This is a genomic window from Spiroplasma culicicola AES-1, assembly GCF_000565175.1.
In the GTDB taxonomy this organism is placed as follows: domain Bacteria; phylum Bacillota_I; class Bacilli_A; order Mycoplasmatales; family Mycoplasmataceae; genus Spiroplasma_A; species Spiroplasma_A culicicola.
Genome location: NZ_CP006681.1, coordinates 336,887 through 357,263, shown reverse-complemented (window position 1 = coordinate 357,263; position 20,377 = coordinate 336,887). Strand labels below are relative to the sequence as shown.

General features: G+C 27.7%; 25 protein-coding genes and 1 other RNA gene. 3 read left to right on the top strand and 23 right to left on the bottom strand.

The features are described from left to right. Positions 1–18: 18 nt before the first annotated feature. The 5 genes from SCULI_RS05650 to SCULI_RS01695 form a co-directional block, all read right to left on the bottom strand. Positions 19–279 (bottom strand): hypothetical protein, encoded by a 261-nt coding sequence (locus SCULI_RS05650; RefSeq protein ID WP_148294458.1) that lies wholly within the window; start codon positions 277–279, stop codon positions 19–21. A 267-nt stretch (positions 280–546) separates the two neighbouring features. After that, positions 547–1,536 carry a recombinase RecA gene (gene recA / locus SCULI_RS01705; protein ID WP_053230347.1) on the bottom strand — a complete coding sequence of 330 codons (990 nt, stop codon included), beginning with the start codon at positions 1,534–1,536 and terminating at the stop codon, positions 547–549. Positions 1,537–1,645: 109 nt separating this feature from the next. After that, entirely contained in the window at positions 1,646–2,101 is a 456-nt protein-coding gene (locus SCULI_RS01700; RefSeq protein ID WP_053230319.1) for a CinA family protein, read from the bottom strand. A 39-nt stretch (positions 2,102–2,140) separates the two neighbouring features. After that, positions 2,141–2,491: RNase P RNA component class B (gene rnpB / locus SCULI_RS05600), an RNA gene on the bottom strand. 22 nt (positions 2,492–2,513) lie between these two features. Beyond that, complete coding sequence (locus tag SCULI_RS01695; RefSeq protein WP_025362907.1) at positions 2,514–2,846, bottom strand: DivIVA domain-containing protein; 333 nt, start codon at positions 2,844–2,846, stop codon at positions 2,514–2,516. Between the two features lie 95 nt (positions 2,847–2,941). Here SCULI_RS01695 and SCULI_RS01690 point away from each other — a divergent pair, with 95 nt between their 5' ends. Further along, positions 2,942–3,430: a Holliday junction resolvase RecU gene (locus SCULI_RS01690; protein WP_025362906.1), complete on the top strand. Its 489-nt coding sequence runs from the start codon at positions 2,942–2,944 to the stop codon at positions 3,428–3,430. Here the strand turns inward: SCULI_RS01690 and SCULI_RS01685 are convergent. The 6 genes from SCULI_RS01685 to SCULI_RS01660 all read right to left on the bottom strand — a co-directional run bounded on the left by SCULI_RS01685 (position 3,402) and on the right by SCULI_RS01660 (position 8,029). After that, on the bottom strand, positions 3,402–3,953 hold the full coding sequence (locus SCULI_RS01685) for a DnaD family protein (RefSeq protein WP_025362905.1): 552 nt from the start codon (positions 3,951–3,953) through the stop codon (positions 3,402–3,404). The two genes, SCULI_RS01690 and SCULI_RS01685, sit on opposite strands and share 29 nt — an antisense overlap. Positions 3,954–4,019: 66 nt before the next feature. Continuing rightward, the gene (locus tag SCULI_RS01680; RefSeq protein WP_025362904.1) at positions 4,020–4,295 is read right to left on the bottom strand and encodes an HU family DNA-binding protein; all 276 of its coding nucleotides are present in this window, start codon (positions 4,293–4,295) and stop codon (positions 4,020–4,022) included. A gap of 19 nt (positions 4,296–4,314) precedes the next feature. Then, positions 4,315–5,319 carry an NAD(P)H-dependent glycerol-3-phosphate dehydrogenase gene (locus SCULI_RS01675; RefSeq protein ID WP_025362903.1) on the bottom strand — a complete coding sequence of 335 codons (1,005 nt, stop codon included), beginning with the start codon at positions 5,317–5,319 and terminating at the stop codon, positions 4,315–4,317. Between the two features lie 7 nt (positions 5,320–5,326). Then, positions 5,327–6,640 carry a ribosome biogenesis GTPase Der gene (der, locus tag SCULI_RS01670; RefSeq protein WP_025362902.1) on the bottom strand — a complete coding sequence of 438 codons (1,314 nt, stop codon included), beginning with the start codon at positions 6,638–6,640 and terminating at the stop codon, positions 5,327–5,329. Between the two features lie 21 nt (positions 6,641–6,661). After that, the gene (gene cmk, locus SCULI_RS01665; protein ID WP_025362901.1) at positions 6,662–7,324 is read right to left on the bottom strand and encodes a (d)CMP kinase; all 663 of its coding nucleotides are present in this window, start codon (positions 7,322–7,324) and stop codon (positions 6,662–6,664) included. A gap of 15 nt (positions 7,325–7,339) precedes the next feature. Continuing rightward, positions 7,340–8,029 carry a hypothetical protein gene (locus tag SCULI_RS01660; protein WP_025362900.1) on the bottom strand — a complete coding sequence of 230 codons (690 nt, stop codon included), beginning with the start codon at positions 8,027–8,029 and terminating at the stop codon, positions 7,340–7,342. A gap of 140 nt (positions 8,030–8,169) precedes the next feature. On the opposite strand from SCULI_RS01660, the gene SCULI_RS01655 reads away from it, so the two are divergent. After that, positions 8,170–8,310, top strand: a complete 141-nt coding sequence (locus SCULI_RS01655; protein ID WP_236621714.1) for a hypothetical protein — start codon at positions 8,170–8,172, stop codon at positions 8,308–8,310. A gap of 62 nt (positions 8,311–8,372) precedes the next feature. Here SCULI_RS01655 and mreB read toward each other — a convergent pair whose 3' ends face one another. From mreB to SCULI_RS01640, 3 genes are all read right to left on the bottom strand, one after another. After that, positions 8,373–9,398, bottom strand: coding sequence for a rod shape-determining protein (gene mreB, locus SCULI_RS01650; RefSeq protein ID WP_025362898.1), 1,026 nt, complete (start codon positions 9,396–9,398; stop codon positions 8,373–8,375). A 121-nt stretch (positions 9,399–9,519) separates the two neighbouring features. Then, complete coding sequence (locus SCULI_RS01645) at positions 9,520–10,326, bottom strand: ECF transporter S component (RefSeq protein WP_025362897.1); 807 nt, start codon at positions 10,324–10,326, stop codon at positions 9,520–9,522. A gap of 104 nt (positions 10,327–10,430) precedes the next feature. Further along, the gene (locus SCULI_RS01640; RefSeq protein WP_025362896.1) at positions 10,431–11,084 is read right to left on the bottom strand and encodes a hypothetical protein; all 654 of its coding nucleotides are present in this window, start codon (positions 11,082–11,084) and stop codon (positions 10,431–10,433) included. Positions 11,085–11,166: 82 nt separating this feature from the next. Here SCULI_RS01640 and SCULI_RS01635 point away from each other — a divergent pair, with 82 nt between their 5' ends. Next, entirely contained in the window at positions 11,167–11,730 is a 564-nt protein-coding gene (locus SCULI_RS01635; RefSeq protein WP_025362895.1) for an inorganic diphosphatase, read from the top strand. Positions 11,731–11,762: 32 nt separating this feature from the next. Here the strand turns inward: SCULI_RS01635 and SCULI_RS05740 are convergent, their stop codons facing one another. The 9 genes from SCULI_RS05740 to SCULI_RS01590 all read right to left on the bottom strand — a co-directional run bounded on the left by SCULI_RS05740 (position 11,763) and on the right by SCULI_RS01590 (position 20,372). Then, positions 11,763–12,500 carry a lipoprotein gene (locus SCULI_RS05740; RefSeq protein WP_025362894.1) on the bottom strand — a complete coding sequence of 246 codons (738 nt, stop codon included), beginning with the start codon at positions 12,498–12,500 and terminating at the stop codon, positions 11,763–11,765. A gap of 151 nt (positions 12,501–12,651) precedes the next feature. After that, the gene (locus SCULI_RS01625) at positions 12,652–13,443 is read right to left on the bottom strand and encodes a hypothetical protein (protein ID WP_025362893.1); all 792 of its coding nucleotides are present in this window, start codon (positions 13,441–13,443) and stop codon (positions 12,652–12,654) included. A 43-nt stretch (positions 13,444–13,486) separates the two neighbouring features. Further along, positions 13,487–14,506 (bottom strand): fructose-bisphosphatase class II family protein, encoded by a 1,020-nt coding sequence (locus tag SCULI_RS01620; RefSeq protein WP_025362892.1) that lies wholly within the window; start codon positions 14,504–14,506, stop codon positions 13,487–13,489. 73 nt (positions 14,507–14,579) lie between these two features. Continuing rightward, entirely contained in the window at positions 14,580–16,796 is a 2,217-nt protein-coding gene (locus tag SCULI_RS01615) for a hypothetical protein (RefSeq protein WP_025362891.1), read from the bottom strand. A gap of 51 nt (positions 16,797–16,847) precedes the next feature. After that, positions 16,848–17,573: a YebC/PmpR family DNA-binding transcriptional regulator gene (locus SCULI_RS01610; protein ID WP_025362890.1), complete on the bottom strand. Its 726-nt coding sequence runs from the start codon at positions 17,571–17,573 to the stop codon at positions 16,848–16,850. A 115-nt stretch (positions 17,574–17,688) separates the two neighbouring features. Beyond that, the gene (locus SCULI_RS01605; RefSeq protein ID WP_025362889.1) at positions 17,689–18,306 is read right to left on the bottom strand and encodes a deoxynucleoside kinase; all 618 of its coding nucleotides are present in this window, start codon (positions 18,304–18,306) and stop codon (positions 17,689–17,691) included. A 7-nt stretch (positions 18,307–18,313) separates the two neighbouring features. Continuing rightward, positions 18,314–19,066, bottom strand: a complete 753-nt coding sequence (locus SCULI_RS01600) for a pseudouridine synthase (protein WP_025362888.1) — start codon at positions 19,064–19,066, stop codon at positions 18,314–18,316. Further along, positions 19,063–19,620 (bottom strand): SMC-Scp complex subunit ScpB, encoded by a 558-nt coding sequence (gene scpB, locus SCULI_RS01595; RefSeq protein WP_025362887.1) that lies wholly within the window; start codon positions 19,618–19,620, stop codon positions 19,063–19,065. Before scpB ends, SCULI_RS01600 begins: the two co-directional genes overlap by 4 nt. A gap of 2 nt (positions 19,621–19,622) precedes the next feature. Further along, a complete protein-coding gene (locus tag SCULI_RS01590) occupies positions 19,623–20,372 on the bottom strand; it encodes a segregation and condensation protein A (protein ID WP_025362886.1) in 750 nt (249 codons plus the stop codon). Positions 20,373–20,377 lie beyond the last annotated feature (5 nt).

Genomic DNA, 20,377 nt, shown 5'->3' with positions numbered 1-20,377 from the left:
TAAAGTTTTCTATTTTTATTAATCATAATCATCAACATTAATGTTATTTAATTTTAAAATTCTTTCAAGTTTACTAATTCTTTTGGCTTGCTCTTCTAATTGTTTGGCCTGTTGAGCAATAGTTTTTGCCTGTTCTTCAATTATTTTTGCTTGCCTTTCAATAGTTTTGGCTTGCTCTTCAATTATTTTTGCTTGCTCTGCAATAATTTGTGCTTGTTGATCAATGATTTTTCTTAATTCAGCTGTTGCTAATTTGATTTCTGCTTCGCATTTGTTCATAGTGATTTTATACTCCTTTATACAATTGGTTAAACCTTTATTATACTTTTTTATATCCTCATCAATATGACTTTGCATAACAAACTCTTTTACCTCTTGTGAAGTTGAACTTTGTTTAGAAACACTTACTATAATCTCATTTTGATATCGTATAACCTCAAAAAATATTTTTTTAATTTCTTGGTCTCTCATAATTTATTACTTCTAATATAACACTAATGTTAATAAAAACCACTTCTTTTTTAAAAAGTGGTTTAAATATAACTATTATTTTGTTAAATCAATAATTTTATTTTGAATTTCAAGTGAGATTTCTGGGTTCTCTTTTAATCAAGTTCTAACACTTTCTTTACCTTGACCAATTTTTTGATTTTGATAAGAGTATCACACACCAGCCTTAGTTAAAACATTGTACAAAGTTGCCATTTCAATAATTTCAAGTTCACGATCAATTCCTTGATTGTAACCAATTGTAATTTGACAAGTTTTGAATGGAGGTGAAACCTTATTCTTAACAACTTTAATTTTTACTTTATTTGCAGCAGCTTCTCCATTTACAGTGATAGTTTCACCTTTTCTTACTTCTAAACGTAATGAAGAATAGAAACGCAATGCTCTTCCCCCAGGTGTAGTTTCAGGATTTCCAAAAATAACTCCTACTTTTTCACGTAATTGATTAATAAAAATTACTGTAGTATTTGTTTTTGAAATAATTCCATTTAATTTTCTTAAAGCTTTTGACATTAGTCTTGCTTGTAAACCAATTTGTTGATCTGACATTTCTCCATCTAACTCAACTTTGGGCACTAATGCAGCAACTGAATCTACAACTACAATTTCAATTGTATTTGATTTAACAAGCATTTCTAAAATATCTAATGCTTGCTCTCCTGAATCTGGTTGAGCTACAATTAAGTTTTTAATATCAACTCCTAGATTTTGTGCATATCTGGGATCAAGTGCATGTTCTGCATCAATAAAAGCAGCACGGCCTTGTTTTTTTTGAGCTTCTGCAATTGCATGTAAAGATAATGTAGTTTTCCCACTTGATTCTGGACCAAAAATTTCTACAATTCTTCCTTTTGGATAACCTCCAATTCCAATTGCTCGATCTAATAGAAAACTACCAGTTGGTGTTGCTTCAATTAACATTTCAGCTTTATCACCCAATCTCATAATTGAACCTTTTCCAAAGGTTTTTTCTATGTCTTTAATCATAGCTTTAAAATTTGGATCATCATAAATATTATTTTCCATTTTTAAAATCACACTTCCATTTTCATTTTGATTGATACTATCGTTTTTTATCATATTTTTTCCTCCCAATATAGTAATCGTCAAAAAAATATGAAATTGCCCACTTTTTTTAAATTTCTTTAAATTTTTTTAAAATAAAGTTAATTGCTCTTTTTTTATAAGTTTTTCTTGAAATATTTTTAGTTATTTTAAACTCAAAAATATATTCTTGGTCTTTAATTAAAAAACCAAGATAACTTAACCCTGATAATTTATTGTTTTTGTCAATTGGAGGTGCATAACCAGTAAAACCAAAAACAATTTCTGTTTTTAATATTTTTTGAGTTTGTTTTAACATTTCTCTCAAAACATTCCTTGATACAACCCCATCTTTTTTAATTACTTGTGCATCAATTTGTAAAATATTTTCTTTAAATTCATTTGAATAACAAATAAAACTACCTTTGTAAAATTCACTTACTCCTGGTGTGTTTGACAATAAATCACCAAACATACCACCAGTAAATGATTCACAAGTTGCAATTGTTAGTTTGTTTGTTTTTAAAAAATTAATTAAATATTTCACATTAATCACAAATCCTTAAAAAAAATGGTGAGACTAATCTATCATAACCCACGTTTTGTAACGCTTACGCGCATCAATCATCTATCTATCACCCATAAAGAGTGATCCAAAGAATAGATTCGATTCTCTATTCTCTAGCTCCTCTACCAAAATTTGAGTTTCTTGCTTGTGGAGTTTACCCGTTCCATTTCACTATTTCTAGCTAATCGTCCCTGTGGCACTTTACAGTTTCAACCATATGAATAAATTCACTTAGGTTTACCTCTAGTCGTCACCAATTGGTGCCTAAAGTTATTTTTTCCTTTAGCACAAACACTACATCCATCACAGGATGTGCAAGCGTGGAGTTTCCTCTATATTATTTTGCAAATATAGCGATTGATTCAAAATTAATCTCACATATTATTTTATACTAATCTTTACTATAATTGTTTTTTTCTAAAGCAGAAAGACGTTTAATAAAATCAGAACTGTTTACACCTTGTCGTGCCAATTCTTCTTGTTGTTGTTTTGTTAATTTTAAATTTGCAATTGTTGTTGCCAATTCATTTTCTAAAGCATTAATTTTAGATAATAATTGTTGAATTTTATCTTCATTTTCCTTATTTGTTTTTGCAAATAATTCATAATCGGCAACAATTGTATCTAAAAAACGATCCACTTCTTCTACTTTATAACCTTTATATTCAACTGGAAAATCTCTTTCTGAAACTTCATCAGCTGATAATTGAATAAATTTTGCCATCTTTTTTGCCCCCTATTGTTTTATTTTATATTTTTTTGTAAAAAAATGTAAAAAAAGAATAAAAAATGACGATAACTATAATAGGAGATGATTTTATGATATTAAAAAATAAGGGAATGTTTTTAGAAACAATTATTAATTTAAGTTTAGTTTATTTACAAGAATTTGGATTATTACTTAACAAAATAAGTTTGCCTAGTCGCACAATTAGTATTGAAAATAACATTATGAATTCAATTTTATTACAAAATGATTTTTGTGATTATGTTGGTTTGTATAAAGGAATATATGTTGAATTTGATGCTAAAGAAACTGAAAAAGATTATTTTAATCCCAACAATATTAAACTAAAACAAATTGAAAAATTAAAATTAGTTCGTAAAATGAAAGCAATTAGTTTTGTTTTAATTTATTTTCACAAATATGAACGCTATTTTGCAGTTGATATTGCATTATTTGATCAAATTAAAGTTAAAAAAATACCATTTGAATGATTTATTCAAAATGGTATTGAAGTGCATTTAGATAAAATTTATTTAAATCTAATTCCTGTTGTTAATCATTTAATCAATTGTATCTTGTAATTTTAATTTCATTATTTTTAATATATGATTTTAAATGCTTAATTAATTGATCATAAGCTTTAACATCATTTTCAATCATTAATGACATTATTTTTGGCTTAGATAAACCTTTCTTCATATATGAATCAATTTCTTCAATCATGTCTGTTGTCATTTTGACTTTTAACATTTGTTCAATAAATTCATAATTATTATCAGTTATTAATTTAGAATTTTCTTCTTCTAAAATAACTGTAAGTCTAGCAAACAAAGGCATTAAATCAAGAACTGTTTTTTTACCATTTTGTTCTAATTTTATTAAGTGACTTACAAGTAATTTACTAATTTCTTGTTCAACAGCTTCTTTGTCAATTGACATATATTGAGCAATATGCGAAGCTGTAAAATTCTTTTGTTCTTCATTTGATAATTCCATGATTATTAATATTATTGCTAATTGATTTTCATTTATGTCTAGTTTAGCGTAGTTTAGAATTAAAAGGGTTCTTTTATTGATAATTCCAGTTTTTAAAAGGTCGAACATAAACATTACCTCTTTTTTTCAAAAAAATAAAAGTTGCTAAGCAACTTTTATTTGCATATGCCAAAATTATTTAGCAACTGCTTCTTTTAATTGTTTTGCAACTTTGAATTTAGCTACAGTTGTAGCAGCGATTTGAATTTTTGCTCCAGTTGAAGGATTAACTCCTTCACGAGCAGCTCTTGCAGCTGTTACGAATTTACCAAACCCTGCGATTGCAACTTCTTCTTTGCTTACTAAACTACTTGTAATAGTGTCAAATACGAAGTTAACCATTTCTTCTGCTTTTGATTTTGATGTATCAAATTGTGCAGCTACTTTATCAGATAATTCTTTTTTTGTCATGGTTGTACACCCCTTATATCTATACTACCTTAGCGTGTTTGAAAAAATCATTGATTAACACACTAGGCTTACCCTTATTGTATAGTATTTTGTACATTATTTCAAATAATGGTGAAGAAATTTTAAGTTTTTTTACAATTTTATAGGCTAAATCACAAGATGCTACGCCTTCAACAGTGTTTTTATGTGATTTTAAAACAGGTTCTGCGCTATCTCTTTCTGCAATTTGAACCCCTAGAGAAAAGTTACGAGATTTAATAGATGATGCAGTTAAAATTAAGTCTCCTAATGTAGCAAAGTTCATAAATGTCTCTAATCTTGCTCCAAAATGTTTTGCAATATTATAAATTTCTGCATTTCCAATAGTAATTAATGATGCTTTTGCATTATCAGCTCCAGCAAATCCATGCAGCATTCCACTAGCAATCGCAACTGTATTTTTTAATGCAGCTGCAATTTCACATCCAACAATATCATCTGTTGCTTTAACAACAAAATATTCATTTGAAAATAATTCTGCAATGTATTCAGCAATTTTAATATCTTCATTACAACTCATTACACAAGTTGGTTTTCTCATAATAACTTCAATTGCAACAGATGGACCATAAATTGCTCCATATGATTTCATAACTCCAGTATCTGCAAGTTTATTTTTAATTCTTTTGCTTAATACATCAAGTGCTTCTCCATCAAGTCCTTTTGCAACATTAATAATATGCATTTCTCTTTTTCCATATTTAATAATATTATCAATTGAAGCATCTAGTGCAAATGTTGGAGTTGATAGAATAACAATTTCTGATTTTTCCATAGCAACTGCAAAGTCATTTGTTGCACTAATATTTTCATTAATTAGTAAATCTTGAAAAAACTTAGAGTTTAAGTGGTTATTATTAATATCATTTATTTGAGTTTGCTCAATTCCATACATGATTACATCATGTCCATTATCTGCTAATACATTGGCCAAAACTGTTCCATATGCTCCTGTTCCAATGATAGCTACTTTTGCTTTTTTCATCTTATTTTTATTTCCTCTCTCTAAAGATAATTGTAATTGGTACACCACTAAAATCAAATTGTGATCTAATTTGATTTTCTAAAAATCTTTTATATGAAAAGTGTACAAATTCAGGGTTATTTACAAATAATACAAATGTTGGTAAATACGCTTCAACTTGAGAAGCATAATAGATTTTCAGTCTGCCCCCATTATGATTGGGGGCTGGATTTATTAATTGAGCTTTATTGAATATCTCATTTAACAAGCTAGTTCTAATACGCTTTTTGATATTATTTTTTACTAATTCAACTGCATCAAATATTTTATGCACTCTTTGGTTTTCTTTTGCCGAAACAAATAAGACACTTGCATAATTTAAATATTTAAAATATGCTTTTATCTCTTGTTCTTTCTTTTTCATAGTATTAGATTCTTTATTGTTAACTAGATCCCACTTGTTTCCAACTATTATTATAGGTTTATTTTCTTCAAATGCAAACCCCCCAATATTAGTATCGTGATCGCTAATTGCTTGGCTAATATCTAACATTAATAAGACAATATCTGCTTTATTAATAGAAGTTAATGAACGTAAATAACTATATTTTTCTAAATTTTCATAGATACGTCCTCTTTTTCGCATTCCAGCAGTATCTATAATAGTATATTCATTGCCATCAACTTTAATTTTACTATCAACACTATCAATTGTTGTTCCAGCAATTTCAGAAACGATCATTCTTTCTTCACCAACTAAAGCATTAACTAAAGATGATTTTCCTACATTTGGTTTTCCTACAATTGCAAGACGTGTTTCACTATCAAGTGATTCATTATTAAATTTTGGCAATTGTTCAACAATTTTATCAAGTAAATCTCCAGTTCCAATTCCATGAGTTGAAGAAATTAAGAATGGTTCACCAAATCCTAAAGTCATGAATGAAAATGATTCATCAAATTGTTCTTTTTTATCATATTTATTAACAGCCAGCAAGACTGGTTTTTTAGTTTTATACAAGATTTTTGCAACAGCTTCGTCTTCTAAAGTAATTCCTTCTCTAAAGTTAATTACAAATACAATGACATCAGCTTCTTCCATTGCAATTTCTGCTTGCATTTTTATCTCTTTTGCAAAAGCACTATCTTGTAAAGTAATTCCCCCTGTATCAACAACAATAAAGTTACGAGTTAATCATTCACTTTTACCATACATTCGATCTCTTGTAACACCAGGTTTATCTTCAACAATTGCTTTTTTTTCACGAATAATCCTATTAAATAATGTGGATTTACCAACATTTGGTCTTCCCACAATTGCAACAATACCCTTACGAGCCATAAATCCACACCTCCAATTTCTCTATAGATTTTTGATTTTTTCAATTACAATTTCAATTGCTTGATCAATATTAATATTACTTGTATCAAACAATCACGCATCTGGAGCAATAGTTAATGCTCCTACTGCTCGATTTTTATCTCATTCATCTCTTTGTTGAATTTGTCTTAAAATATCTTCATAAACATTAGGTTCAACATTGTTTCTTTGATTTTGTAAAAATCTTCTTTGAGCACGTGCTTCTGCAGAACTATCAAAATAGATTTTTAATTCTGCATCAGGTAACACAACTGTTGTAATGTCTCTACCTACCAAGATTTTATTTTTTGGTTCTGCAAGTTTCTTTTGCAATTCAACCATTTTTTCTCTTACTTTAACAGTTGCTGCAACATATTTAATATTTTCAGCAACTTCATAATCTGATAAAAATGATGTTAATTCTTCTTGACCAACAAAAATTCGATCATTTTCTTTATATTGACAATCAAATTGATCTAAGAGTGAAACAATTTGCTCTTCTTTTGAAAAATCAATATTGTTCATTAAACATAATTTTGTATAAGCACGATACATTAAACCTGTATCAATGAAATCAAAACCTAATTGTTTGGCAACTGCACTCATAACTGAGCTTTTACCACTACTTGCAGTCCCATCAACTGCAATATTGATTTTCTTATCCATAATATTTGTTCTCCTCTAAATAAAAATTGGTAATAAAATTGCTACTAGCATTATCAAAATAAGCATTATCAAAATAGAAAGTGCTCATTTAAACCTACGCTTTTTAATAAAACTTTTTCAAGAAGATTGCACAACGTTACTTGTTTTCATAACTTTATCATTTACTTCTTTAACCATTATAAATGGTGCACGATTATCTTGACTTCTAATTGATTGAACTGTTGTCATTTCAATGTCTTGAGCAACATCAATTTTTCCTACTTGTTTTGATTTTAATTTTTCAATATTTTTTGAAAATAATTTTTCATTTCTTAATAAATTTTCATTATAACGTTTAAATTTTTCACTATTATAAATATATTCCTCTTCTTCAAGTGATTTTTCATCAATTTTAAGTTCTTGAACGCTAACAGATTTTTGTTTAATTTTTTTTAATTCATTAATTTGGCTTTTAATTTCATACTTTAACTCATCTGAAAGTATTGAAGAAGATCTATCTTTATCTAAATAGGGTTTTTCAATTTGATGTTTCTTATCAAATGCTTGAATTTTTTCTCAAAAATAGGCTTGATCAATTGCCTTTAATTTTTCAAAAGTCGAATTTACCAGTGATTTTTCATCATGGTTTTTCTTTCTATACGCAATTTCTTGATTAACTTTAATATGAAGTTCTTTATTGCGTTCAGTCCTTGTTATTCTTGGCATAAAAATCTTTGCCCCCTATTTATTAACTTATATATTATAAATTATTTATTAAGAAAATTGAAATTTTGTTATTATATTAGTGATAGGAGTTGATTCTTGTGAAAAAAACTTGAATAGATAAATCCATCTGCATTGGATGCATGGCTTGCATCGAAATTGATGAAACAGAAACCTTATTTTTAGATGATGATGGCTTAGCAGAAGCTAAAGAAAATGATCTTGAATTATTAGAAGCACAAATGGTATGTCCTACAGGTGCTGTTCGAATTGGAGAAGAGTAAAAACTCTTCTTTTTTATTGAAAAAAAAAAAAAAAAAGAACTTAATAAGTTCTTTTTGTTTAATTATAATGAAAGCTCTTTTGAGTTCATGCTTCTTCTTAATTCTTCAAAAATTGAATCTTCAAATTTAGCAGTTCCGTTAATTACCGCTAGTAATGGTTGTTGTCCCACTTTTGTTGGCAATTGTAAAGTATCTCCAAAATATTTATCAATACCTTTAATTAATGCAGTTCCTCCACAAAGAGTTAATCCATTTCTAAAGATATCTCCAGCTAATTCTGGTGGTGTTTCTTCTAATACTCTAACTGTTAAATCAATAATTTTTGATAAAGGAATTTTTAACACTTCTCTAATTTCTGCAGGTGTTATTTCAATTTCTCTTGGTAATCCCGAAACAACATCACGTCCATAAACTTTCATAGATTTTTCATCAGGAAATTTAGCTAATGATCCCATTTGTACTTTAATTGTTTCAGCAGTTTTAATACCGATATCCATCCCATATTGTGCACGCACAAATTTTAGGATTTCTTCATTTAAAGTATTTCCAGCAATCTTAATTGATTTTGAGTGAACGATATCTCCAGATGCAATAACTGCAACGTCAGTTGTTCCTCCACCCATATCTACAATTAATTGTCCTGTTGGCGCTTCAATATTTACACCACCACCAAGGGCAGCCATTTTTACTTCTTCTTCAATATACACGTGAGCTGCTCCTAAGTTAAGAGCAATTTTTCTCAATGCATTTTTTTCTAATTCAGTAATAATTGAAGGACAAGCCAATAACATGACACTTCCTTTTAAAGTTTTATCTAATCTTAGACGAGCAAAGATATAGTTTAATTGAGCTTGAGTTGCTTTGATGTCTGTAATAACTCCATCAACCATCGGTCTAACAATTCTTAAAGTTTTGTTACCTTTCCCGATCATTTTGTAAGCTTCTGCACCAACTGCAACAATTCTATTTTCTTTGATTTTGTAAGCAACGATTGAAGGTTCGTTATACACGATTCCCTGTCCAGAAATATATACTAATGTATAAGCTGTTCCTAAATCCATTGAAACAAACACTGGTTTTTTTGCCATATGTATCCCCCATTTCAACGTAATTAATAAAGAATTTAACTACATTCTTATTTTAACAAATTATCAAGACCTTATTTGCTTTTTTTCAAATAAAATACCCTTTGAATAAAGGGTATTATTTTTATCTAAATCTGTGATTTGTTTTTTTCATTTGTGGTTCTAATACTGCAAATAAGATATAACATGCAATAAATCTAACTGATTCAAAACCAGTCACAATTGCTGTATAAATTAGATATTTTTCTTTAAATGCGCTTCAATGACCATGATCGTGATCATCATGAAATAGACTAATTCCTGCAGATGCAGTTTCATGATCTGGATTTGTTACATAAATTATTCATACAGTTAAAGGTACATAAATTAATAATGCAATTGGTACAAAAATAGCAATTGGCACTCATCTTTTTGTTAAATCTTTTTTGCGATTTGGATCTTTGTGAATATATGAATTTCTAAAAATTACATAATAAACAGCTCAAAATACTCAAATAATAACAAAATACCCCATTGAGTCTATTAATGAAGGCAAAGGCCCATGAACTGGATCAAATCCTAAATGTATTCAAGGAATTAATAATCCTAAAATGCTTGCAAAAATTGGTCCAATTATTCCAATTGATAAAAATACAACTACAATATCAAAATATCTTACTGGTAGAAATACTCCTTCTAATGGTAGAGTAAAGAATTTTTCAAGTAAAGAATCAATACCTGTAGCAACAATTGCAAGAGCTAAAAATACTCCTGAAGCAGATATACGATAAATTAAATTTTTTCTACTTGTATAAATACTATTTTTAAAATTAAAATCATTTTCATTAACATCATCATGGTTTCCAAGAGCATCAAAATGGTGTTCATCATGATAATGATCTTTTGTTTTAGTTCCAGTGTGTTCTGGAACATTGTGATTATCTTTTTCCATAAAACTTTCTCCTTGATAATTTCTTATATTTATATTATATACTAATTTATAAAAATTATAATTAAAGTTTATAATTTTTATAAATAAAATAACTACAATTGTAGTTACTTATTATTATGATGATCATTTTTACTAATAATATTTAAAACCTTATAAATTGAAATAAACATTATTAAATTAATCATATATTTTAAATAAACATAGCCTGTTAATATTCCTGCATATCATCAAGATTTTAAATAATCAAAAGAAACTCCGAAATAAAAACTATATAAGTCTAATAGGAAAGTGAAATTTAATAAAATATTAAATAAACTGCCTATTAAACAAATAATTAATGAAATTATAAAAATTTTTACATATACATTTTTAAATGATTTATGAATTGTAAAAACTCAAGCAAATAAGATAAAACATCCCATTATAAATAAATCACTTAAATTCATAGATAATAACCCCACTGGTTCAACATTAGGGTCAAAGCCCATATAGCGCATTCATGTACAAGGTGTAATTATTAACATGGCATAAAAACCATTTATTGTTTTTCAACAAATTAAGTAAGTTATAAAACTGATTTCAATTCTTAAAAATCCAATAATAGCAATTCATTGAAATACTCAGACACTAATAATTGAAAGAATTAAGTTTAAAGCAATAATCATTGCTAGTAAAACAATTTTGTAACTAGATAATTTAAAATATTTACTTTTACTTTCAAATTGATAGTAAAAATCAATATCATTGTTTTTTTCCATTTAAATTTACTCCCTTCAATTTTTTTATAATACTTTATGATTTTACTATAAAATCATTTTGTATAAGGAGAGTAAATAAATTATGAAAAACAATGTCATTGAAATGATCGTTGAAATTCCTAAAGGAAGTTCAAACAAATATGAATACGATATTAACTCAAAAACTATTAGTTTAGATAGAGTATTGTACGGAGCAAACTTTTATCCAGGTGAATATGGATTTATTGATGAAACTTTAGACTGAGATGGAGATCCATTAGATGTTATTAGTTTAGTTACATATCCAACTCTTCCTGGTGTTAGAGTAAATATTAGAATTTTGGGAACAATTCGTATGATTGATGCTGGAGAAATTGATACTAAATTATTTGGTGTATTTAATGATGATCCAAGATTTAATACTTATCAAAAATTAGAAGATGTACCTCAACATTTAAAAGATGAAATTGAAAACTTCTTCTTACAATATAAAGCTTTACAAAAAAAAGAAGTTAGAATTGATGGTTGAGGAGATTTAAACGAAGCAATTCACGAAATTCAAGAATGTAAAGACCGTTTTGTAGAATATAAAGATAGATATCTAAAACCAGGTGGTAAAGAAGAAATTATCGCTGAATGAAAAGAAAAAGGTTTAGGACAAGCATAAAAAAAGAGAATTTTATATAAAATTCTCTTTTTTTAAACTGTAACTGTATATGTAAAATGCAATGTTACTTTTCCTGTTAGACCCACATGTGAATTTTGAGTTGGATAAATAGTTGCAGTGTCTTTTCCACTACCATCATCTCATCCTCGATAATCTACATCGAAACCACCGTTATTTAAAGGTGCTTTTGGATTTAATTGTGCAGTTCTAATAATAATATCTGATCTAGAAGGATATTTTGAAAAATGCCCTAAATCTGTATTTGGAATATTTGCTTCTAAATCCTTTTCATTTTCTGTTCCTGGGTTTTCTGGTTCAGGTTGTGGATCTGGATTTGGTACCTCTGGATCCACAACTGTATTTAAATCTAAAGTTGCTTTTTCTTTAGTTCCCATTTCATTTCATTTTGGTTCATTATTAAAAATTGATATTAAATCTGGAGTAATTAATTCCAAATTAAACGTTAATTTTGAATCAATATTTTCCTCTAAATCAATTAATACTAATAATGATGACATTTCTGGAATGGCATCTTTTTGATTAATATATAAATTTTCATTTTCATTTTCAAATTTTTGCTTAGTTTCGTTAATAATTTCTTGAGCAGATATGTTATCTGATTTAAAATTCTCTTTATTTTCTATAAAGTTAATAATAGAATTCAATATTTGTGTTTGAGTTTTAGTTAAAGGACCTCCACATGCAACAACTGATGAAGCACCTGTTGCAGTTAATGAAGCTGCCCCTAATAGTGATAATAACTTTTTCATAAAAACACCCCCTGTGACTTACTTAATTGTTATTACTATTATTATAATTGTAAGTTGTCTCAAGTGCAAAGATGACAAGATCTGTGATATAATATATCATATACATTTATGGGGCAAATAAAAACTTAACTGATGAAACAGTTAAGTTTTTTTATAGATTTGTAAAAGGACCTAAAAATTTAATGTTTATTGTTTTGCCACTTAATTTAAAAAAACCAAAATGGACTTTTCCAATTTCTAAGGCATAAACTCTGGCCGCTGCTATATCTGCTTTATAACCTGAAAATTCACTATTTACAAAATCAATGATTTCTCTTTCATATTTTGTTTCTAAATAATACTTTAGTTTTGGAGATAAAAATATCATACTAATATAAACTATAAAACATATAATTGTCGGAATTTCTAATAAATAATAAGTTTGAAAAACACTTAAAAATGATCTTATAATATCTTCTTCTCTTAAAAAGAAGCTAATTGTAATAATAAAAACAACTCACACTGCAAATAAAATAAAATAAATAAAAATAAATACTGCAGGTAATATATTTACTAAGAAATTATATTTCTTTACTTCTTTATCCTTATTATAAATTTTGCAATTGTATCAGATACTTGCAAGTAAATAATCTAATTCATAACCCACACTTGGCATTACTCATCGAGGAATATCAATGGTTTTATTACTTTTATTTAACATTTGGTGCACACGTAAATATTGTTCATGTTCACCATAATTAATTTTTAAATCATTAACATTTAAAAATTTTAAAAAAGAATTCATTATTTCATTAATTTTTGAAGTTGAAATATTTATATCTGCTGAGTTAATATGCTTAACTTCAATTTTAGAATACAAAATTGTATTATATGTCTTTAAAAATATAATTGTCATAAATGATAGCACAACTGCTAAATAAATTATTAAAGATAAACTAGACATATAAATCACCTAGGTTAATTATAATACAAAAGATAGGCTTTACCTATCTTTTGTATTTTTCAAATAAATATTTAATGTCTGGTTTTAAACCATTAACTTTTTTAATATCATAAATAGTTTTTATATTTCTTACAATTCCATGACTTGCAATAAAAGCATTAACATAGAATTTACCATTTCGATAATTAATTGGTTTTAAAGTTCCCCCAGCTGTAATTCCTGTTGCAAAGAATCTTGTTCTTTGATCATTTACTAAATTAGTATCTTCAAAAACTAAATCAAAATCAATATTGTGTTTTTCTAATCAAGCATTTTCTTTAATAACTCTTTGTTCTGTTTCAACTTCATTAGGTCAAATATCTTTGTATGAAACTAATTTAGCATACATTTTACATCCTGAAGCAATTGAAAGTGAAGCCATTAAGCTTCCTTCTGGTGCTCCCCCAATTCCATAAACAAAATCTGCTTCACCATTAACTACATCAATTGCTGCCAATACATCTCCATCTTGAATTAAACGTACAACAATTCCCATTGCGCTTAAAGCTTCAATAGTTTTTTGATGACGCGGTTTATCCAAAATAATACATTTTAAGTCTTTTCTTCTTGCATGAATTTGCATATCATTTGCAACTTCAACAATTGATTTACTGAAATCAATTGCATCAACAAATTCATCACTTACAAATAATTTTTCCATGTACATTTCTGGAAGTTGAAGCATTGTATTTTCTTTTGAAATTGCAATTACTGCAATACTTCCTGCAAAATTATTTGCAGCTGGATGTGTTCCTTCAACAGGATCTACAGACACATCAAAACAAGGTGCATCTGGATTATCAACATCACCTAGCATTTGTCCAACATATAACATTGGTGCTTCATCAAGTTCTCCTTCTCCATTAATTACTTTTAGTTTAAAACCTCTTTCATTTCTTAACATTACTTCAAGTGCTTCAACTGCTGCTTGATCTACTAAATTTTTATCTTTTTTTCCAATATATTTGTAAGTTGCTATTGCAGCAACTTCAACTGCTCTTAGTAAAATAATATCTTTATTCATTGATTTTAATTTCTCCAATCACATATTTATTATAAATAAAAACAACAACTTTTAGTTGTTGTTTTGAGTTTTATTATTCAGGTTGTTCTTCACTATCATCTGTTATTGTTCAAGTAACATCAACACTTCCAGTATATTGTTCATTTTCACTTTTAACAGTAATTGTTGCTTTTCCATCTTCAGTAATTTCTACATCTACATCCTCAAAAGATATTTTATCTTTTAGATTTTCATTTAATTCAATAAACTTATTAAATATAGTTTCTTCATCTATATCAGCTGGAAATTCACCTAATTCTTTTTCATCAATTAATTCATTAATATCAGTTGCTGGAACAGCCACTGTTCAAGTAACTTCAACAGTTCCAGTAAATGATTCACTAGCAGCTGAAATTTCTGCTTTTTCACCTGCAATCGCAATTGTAACATCTCCAAATGTTAAATCTCCAATTGTAGTCGAATTCAATTCTTCAACTTTATCAAAAATTTCTTGCTCACTTGGTGTTTCACCAAATTGACCTAAAGCAGTTACTTTAATCAAATCTGCAATATCAATTGCTGGAACAGCCACTGTTCAAGTAACTTCAACAGTTCCAGTAAATGAATCACTAGCAGCTGAAATTTTTGCTTTTTCACCTGTAATCACAATTGTAACGTCTCCAAATGTTAAATCTCCAATTGTAGTCGAATTCAATTCTTCAACTTTATCTCAAATTTCTTGCTCACTTGGTGTTTCACCAAATTCACCTAAAGCAGTTGCTTTAATCAAATCTGCAATATCAATTGCTGGAACAGCCACTGTTCAAGTAACTTCAACAGTTCCAGTAAATGATTCACTAGCAGCTGAAATTTCTGCTTTTTCACCTGCAATCGCAATTGTAACATCTCCAAATGATAAATCTCCAATTGTAGTCGAATTCAATTCTTCAACTTTATCAAAAATTTCTTGCTCACTTGGTGTTTCACCAAATTGACCTAAAGCAGTTACTTTAATCAAATCTGCAATATCAATTGCTGGAACAGCCACTGTTCAAGTAACTTCAACAGTTCCAGTAAATGAATCACTAGCAGCTGAAATTTTTGCTTTTTCACCTGTAATCACAATTGTAACGTCTCCAAATGTTAAATCTCCAATTGTAGTCGAATTCAATTCTTCAACTTTATCTCAAATTTCTTGCTCACTTGGTGTTTCACCAAATTCACCTAAAGCAGTTGCTTTAATCAAATCTGCAATATCAATTGCTGGAACAGCCACTGTTCAAGTAACTTCAACAGTTCCAGTAAATGATTCACTAGCAGCTGAAATTTCTGCTTTTTCACCTGCAATCGCAATTGTAACATCTCCAAATGTTAAATCTCCAATTGTAGTCGAATTCAATTCTTCAACTTTATCAAAAATTTCTTGCTCACTTGGTGTTTCACCAAATTGACCTAAAGCAGTTACTTTAATCAAATCTGCAATATCAATTGCTGGAACAGCCACTGTTCAAGTAACTTCAACAGTTCCAGTAAATGAATCACTAGCAGCTGAAATTTTTGCTTTTTCACCTGTAATCACAATTGTAACGTCTCCAAATGATAAATCTCCAATTGTAGTCGAATTCAATTCTTCAACTTTATCAAAAATTACTTGCTCACTTGGTGTTTCATCAAATTGACCTAAAGCAGTCACTTTAATCAAATCTGCAATATCAGTTGGCTCAACATTTTCTCCTTCAAGTGTTCAATTAACTGAAACTGAACCTGTAAAGTCTTTGTTTTCTTCTTTGGCAGTAATTGTTGCTTTTTTATTTATAATTGCAATTGTAACGTCATCAAATGTTAAATCTCCAATTGTAGTCGAATTCAATTCTTCAACTTTATCAAAAATTTCTTGCTCATTTGGTTCTTCACTAAATTCACCTAAAGCAGTCACTTTAATTAAATCTTTAAGATTTTGTTTTTCTTGAATTGCTTCATATGTAAAAGTTGAAGTCCCACTTACGTTCTCTTCATATTCTGGATTAGCTCTTAAAATAGCTTTATCTTCTGCAATTTCAATTAAGAAATATTTTGCATAGTCTTTTTTAATTTTTGAGTTTTTTTCAACAATCTTATTAAATAATTTTGTTGATCTTTTTTCTATATTTTCAATTTCATCCTTAGTAAAAATAATTTCTCCTAATTCAGTTTGCTCAATGTCTTTTTCTAAATCTATATTAATTACAAAAGGCACTGGGTCACATGCTACAACAGTTGCACCTATTGCAGACAGTGGTGCTATTGATAATAGCATTAATAATTTTTTCATCCACATTCATCCTCCAATGTAAATATAACATAAAATAAAAACTATGTAAATTTACATAGTTTCTTCATTAATATTATGATAAACATTTTGAACATCTTCAAGTTCATTTAACTTATCAATTAGTTTTTCAAATTTAATTCTATCTTCTTCTACTGCAATTGTCATTTCTTCATCTGCTAACATTGTTGTTTCAGCCATTTGATATTCTTTAACTCCCGCATTATCAAGTGCAGTTTTAACTGTATTAAATGATTGAAATGAAGCATAAACTACAGTTGATTCATCTTCTTCAACAACATCGTTTACTTCTGCATCAGTTTCCATTAATAATTCTAAAGTTTCTTCAACACTTAATCCAGAAAAAGCAAATAAGCTAGTTGCTTGAAATGAATGTGAAACTGCTCCTGAGTTTGCAATTTTTCCCCCATTTTTATTAAAAGCATCTCTAATTTCTGCAATTGCTCTATTAACATTATTTGTTAAAGAATCAACAATAATCATTGAGTTTCCAGGACCATATCCTTCATATCGATTTGAAGTAAAACTCTCTCCATCATTTCCCTCAGCTTTTTTAATTGCTCTTTGAATAACATCAGTTGGTACTTGTTTAGATTTTGCTTTATCAATTGCACTTCTTAAGGCAAGATTTGCTTCTGGATCTTTACTTCCATTTTTAGCTGCCATATAAATTTCTTTTGAAGCTCTACCATAAATTGCAGATTTCATTGCAGCAGTTTTGGCCATACTTTGTTTTCTAACTTCGTGTGCTCTTCCCATAAAATTTCCTCTTTTACTATTTTGTACTTTAAAATTTTACAACATTATGTTTTAAAGTACAAAACAAAATAAAAAGAATACGAATTTTAAATTCATATTCTTTTTCTTTATAACTTTATTTTTTTAATGTTGGCTCCATTTGATAAATTTTTTCCATGATTCCATCCATTTTTGCTTCAAGATTATCTCCCTCAGCATCAACTACTAAAAAGTTAAACATATGTTTTCTTCTTTCAAAGAAATCATCATATTTTTGATTTAAAATTTCTCAATATTCTCTTGGAGTATCTAATTCTTGAACTCTACCACGTTCTTTGATTCTTTCAATTGCTTTATCAGTTGAAACTTTTAAGTAAATTACTAAATCAAATTCAGATCTATGTCCAAGATTTGGAATAACAACATGTTCATAAAAATCAGTATAAGTTTTATAATCAATATCATTCATAGTTTTTAAATGATGGTTAACTGCAACAAAGATAGGATCTTCTAAAATTGTTCTGTCAAAAATAACATTTTGAAGAACTTTTGCATCAAGCAATTGTTTACTTCTAGCAGTTAACATATAAATTTGCATTTTAAAAACATTTGCTTTCATATCTTTGTAATAATCATCAAAGTATGGATTATTATCGATTGGTTCTGGAAATATTTCATATCCTAAACGTTTTGAAATTTCTTCAGATACTGTAGATTTTCCAGCACCAACTGTACCAAATAATGCTATTCTCATAAATAGTTTACCTTTTGCCTCTCTTTGAAAGTGAATTATAAATTCCATAGAATTGTTTTACTTCATGAGTTTTTAATTCTCTAAATTTACCAACTTCAATATCATTAATTTCTAAGAATTCAATTTGTGTTCTTTTTAATTTTTTTAAATAAATATCTGCTGCAATTAACATTTTTTTAACATGGTGTTTTCTTCCCTCTGCAATTGTTAATTCCATAATTGATTCATCATATTTTGCATCATATTTAATTAAGTTAGCATAAATTGCCTTAGTTTTATAATCATCATCAATCACAACACCATTTACTAATTGTTTTATTTGTGCTTTTGAAACTGAACCTTTACATAATGCTTGATAAGTTTTGCGAAACTCATATTTTGGATGCATCACAAAGTTTGCAAATTCTCCATCATTTGTCATAATTAAAGCTCCACTAACGTCATAATCTAAACGTCCAACTGGAAATACTCGAATTTTGCTATCTCTAAAGTAATCTGCAACAGTTGGACGATCTTTGGGATCATGCATTGTTGTTAAAACTAATCTTGGTTTATTAAATAAATAGTAAACTTTCTGTGCTACTTTTAATAATGGTTTGTTATTAATTGAAATTTCAACATTATCATCAAATGAAGAACCAAGTTCTGTAACAACTTGTCCATTTACTTTAACTCTTCCTTGAGTCATTAAAACTTCTGCTTGCCTTCTTGAGCAATAACCCCTTGAGGCAATTATTTTTTGTAATCTTTCCATATTTAATCCCTACTGAAAATATCTCTTTCTTCGATATCTGCTTCTTTTAGTTTAGGCAGATCTTCTAAACTGTTTAAATTAAAATATTTTAAAAAGTCATCTGTTACTTTGTATAACATTGGTTTTCCAATTTCATCAGATTTTCCAGCTTCAGTAATTAAATTTCTTAATTTTAATTTATAAAATATATTCTCACAATTAACACCACGAATATCTTCAACTCCATGACGACTAATTGGTCCTTTATAAGCAATTATTGATAAAGTTTCAATACTTGCTGTTGATAATTTAGCTTCTGTTTTAACATTTGATAATTTAGCATAATAATCAGCATTTTCTTTTTTTGTAATCATTCTAAATTTAGTTTTTGCAAACTTTTGAATATCTAATCCAGATGATTGATCATTTTGATATTTTTCAATTAGAGCTAAAATGATTTGCTCAATAATGACGTCATCTTCAACAGAAAGAATAAATTTTAATTCTTCAGTTTCAACTCCTTCATCACCGTTAACAAATAAAAGTCCTTCAGTGATAGCTTGCATTTTTTTGATATCCATAATTAATCATCTCCTTTGTTATATTTAATAATTACATCATTAACTTTTTGAAAAATTGTAATGATATTTTTAGAAGCTAAATCTAAAACTGCTAAAAATGTTGCAACAAGCATTCTTAAAGAAAACTCTTTTTCTTCAATTAAATCTTCTAATTTAATCTCATCAATTTGATGCTGTGCCAAATACTTTTTAATTTCAACAGCAATTTCTTCTGGTGAAACTTCATTTGTATTTAAAGTATTTGTTTCCATAGTTTTAAGTTTTGATTTTTCAATTGCTTTTAAAAATATTTGAGAAAATTTATCAATATCAACATTATTTGGTGCTAATGGTAATTTATCATCATCAATCTTTGTAATTTTGATAATTGATTTTGGCTTACTATAAGTTTTTAATCCCTCAACCTGTTGAGTTTTAAAAAAGTCAGTGACCTCTTTAATTTTGTGATATTCAAAAAGACGCATTAATAATTCTTCTCTTTGTTCTTCTTCATAATTTGAATTAATATCAACCACTTCTTTTGGAATTAATAATTTTGACTTTAATTCCACTAAATAACTTGCCATTACTAAATATTCACTTGCCATTTCAATATCTAAAGTTAACATACGTTTAATATATTCTAAATATTGATTTGAAAGTTCTAGTAAATTAACATCAAAAATGTTAACTTCTTTTTCTTTAATCATGTGTAATAGTAAATCCAAAGGACCTTCAAAATTACTTAATTGTACTGATTCTCATCGTTCCATTTTAA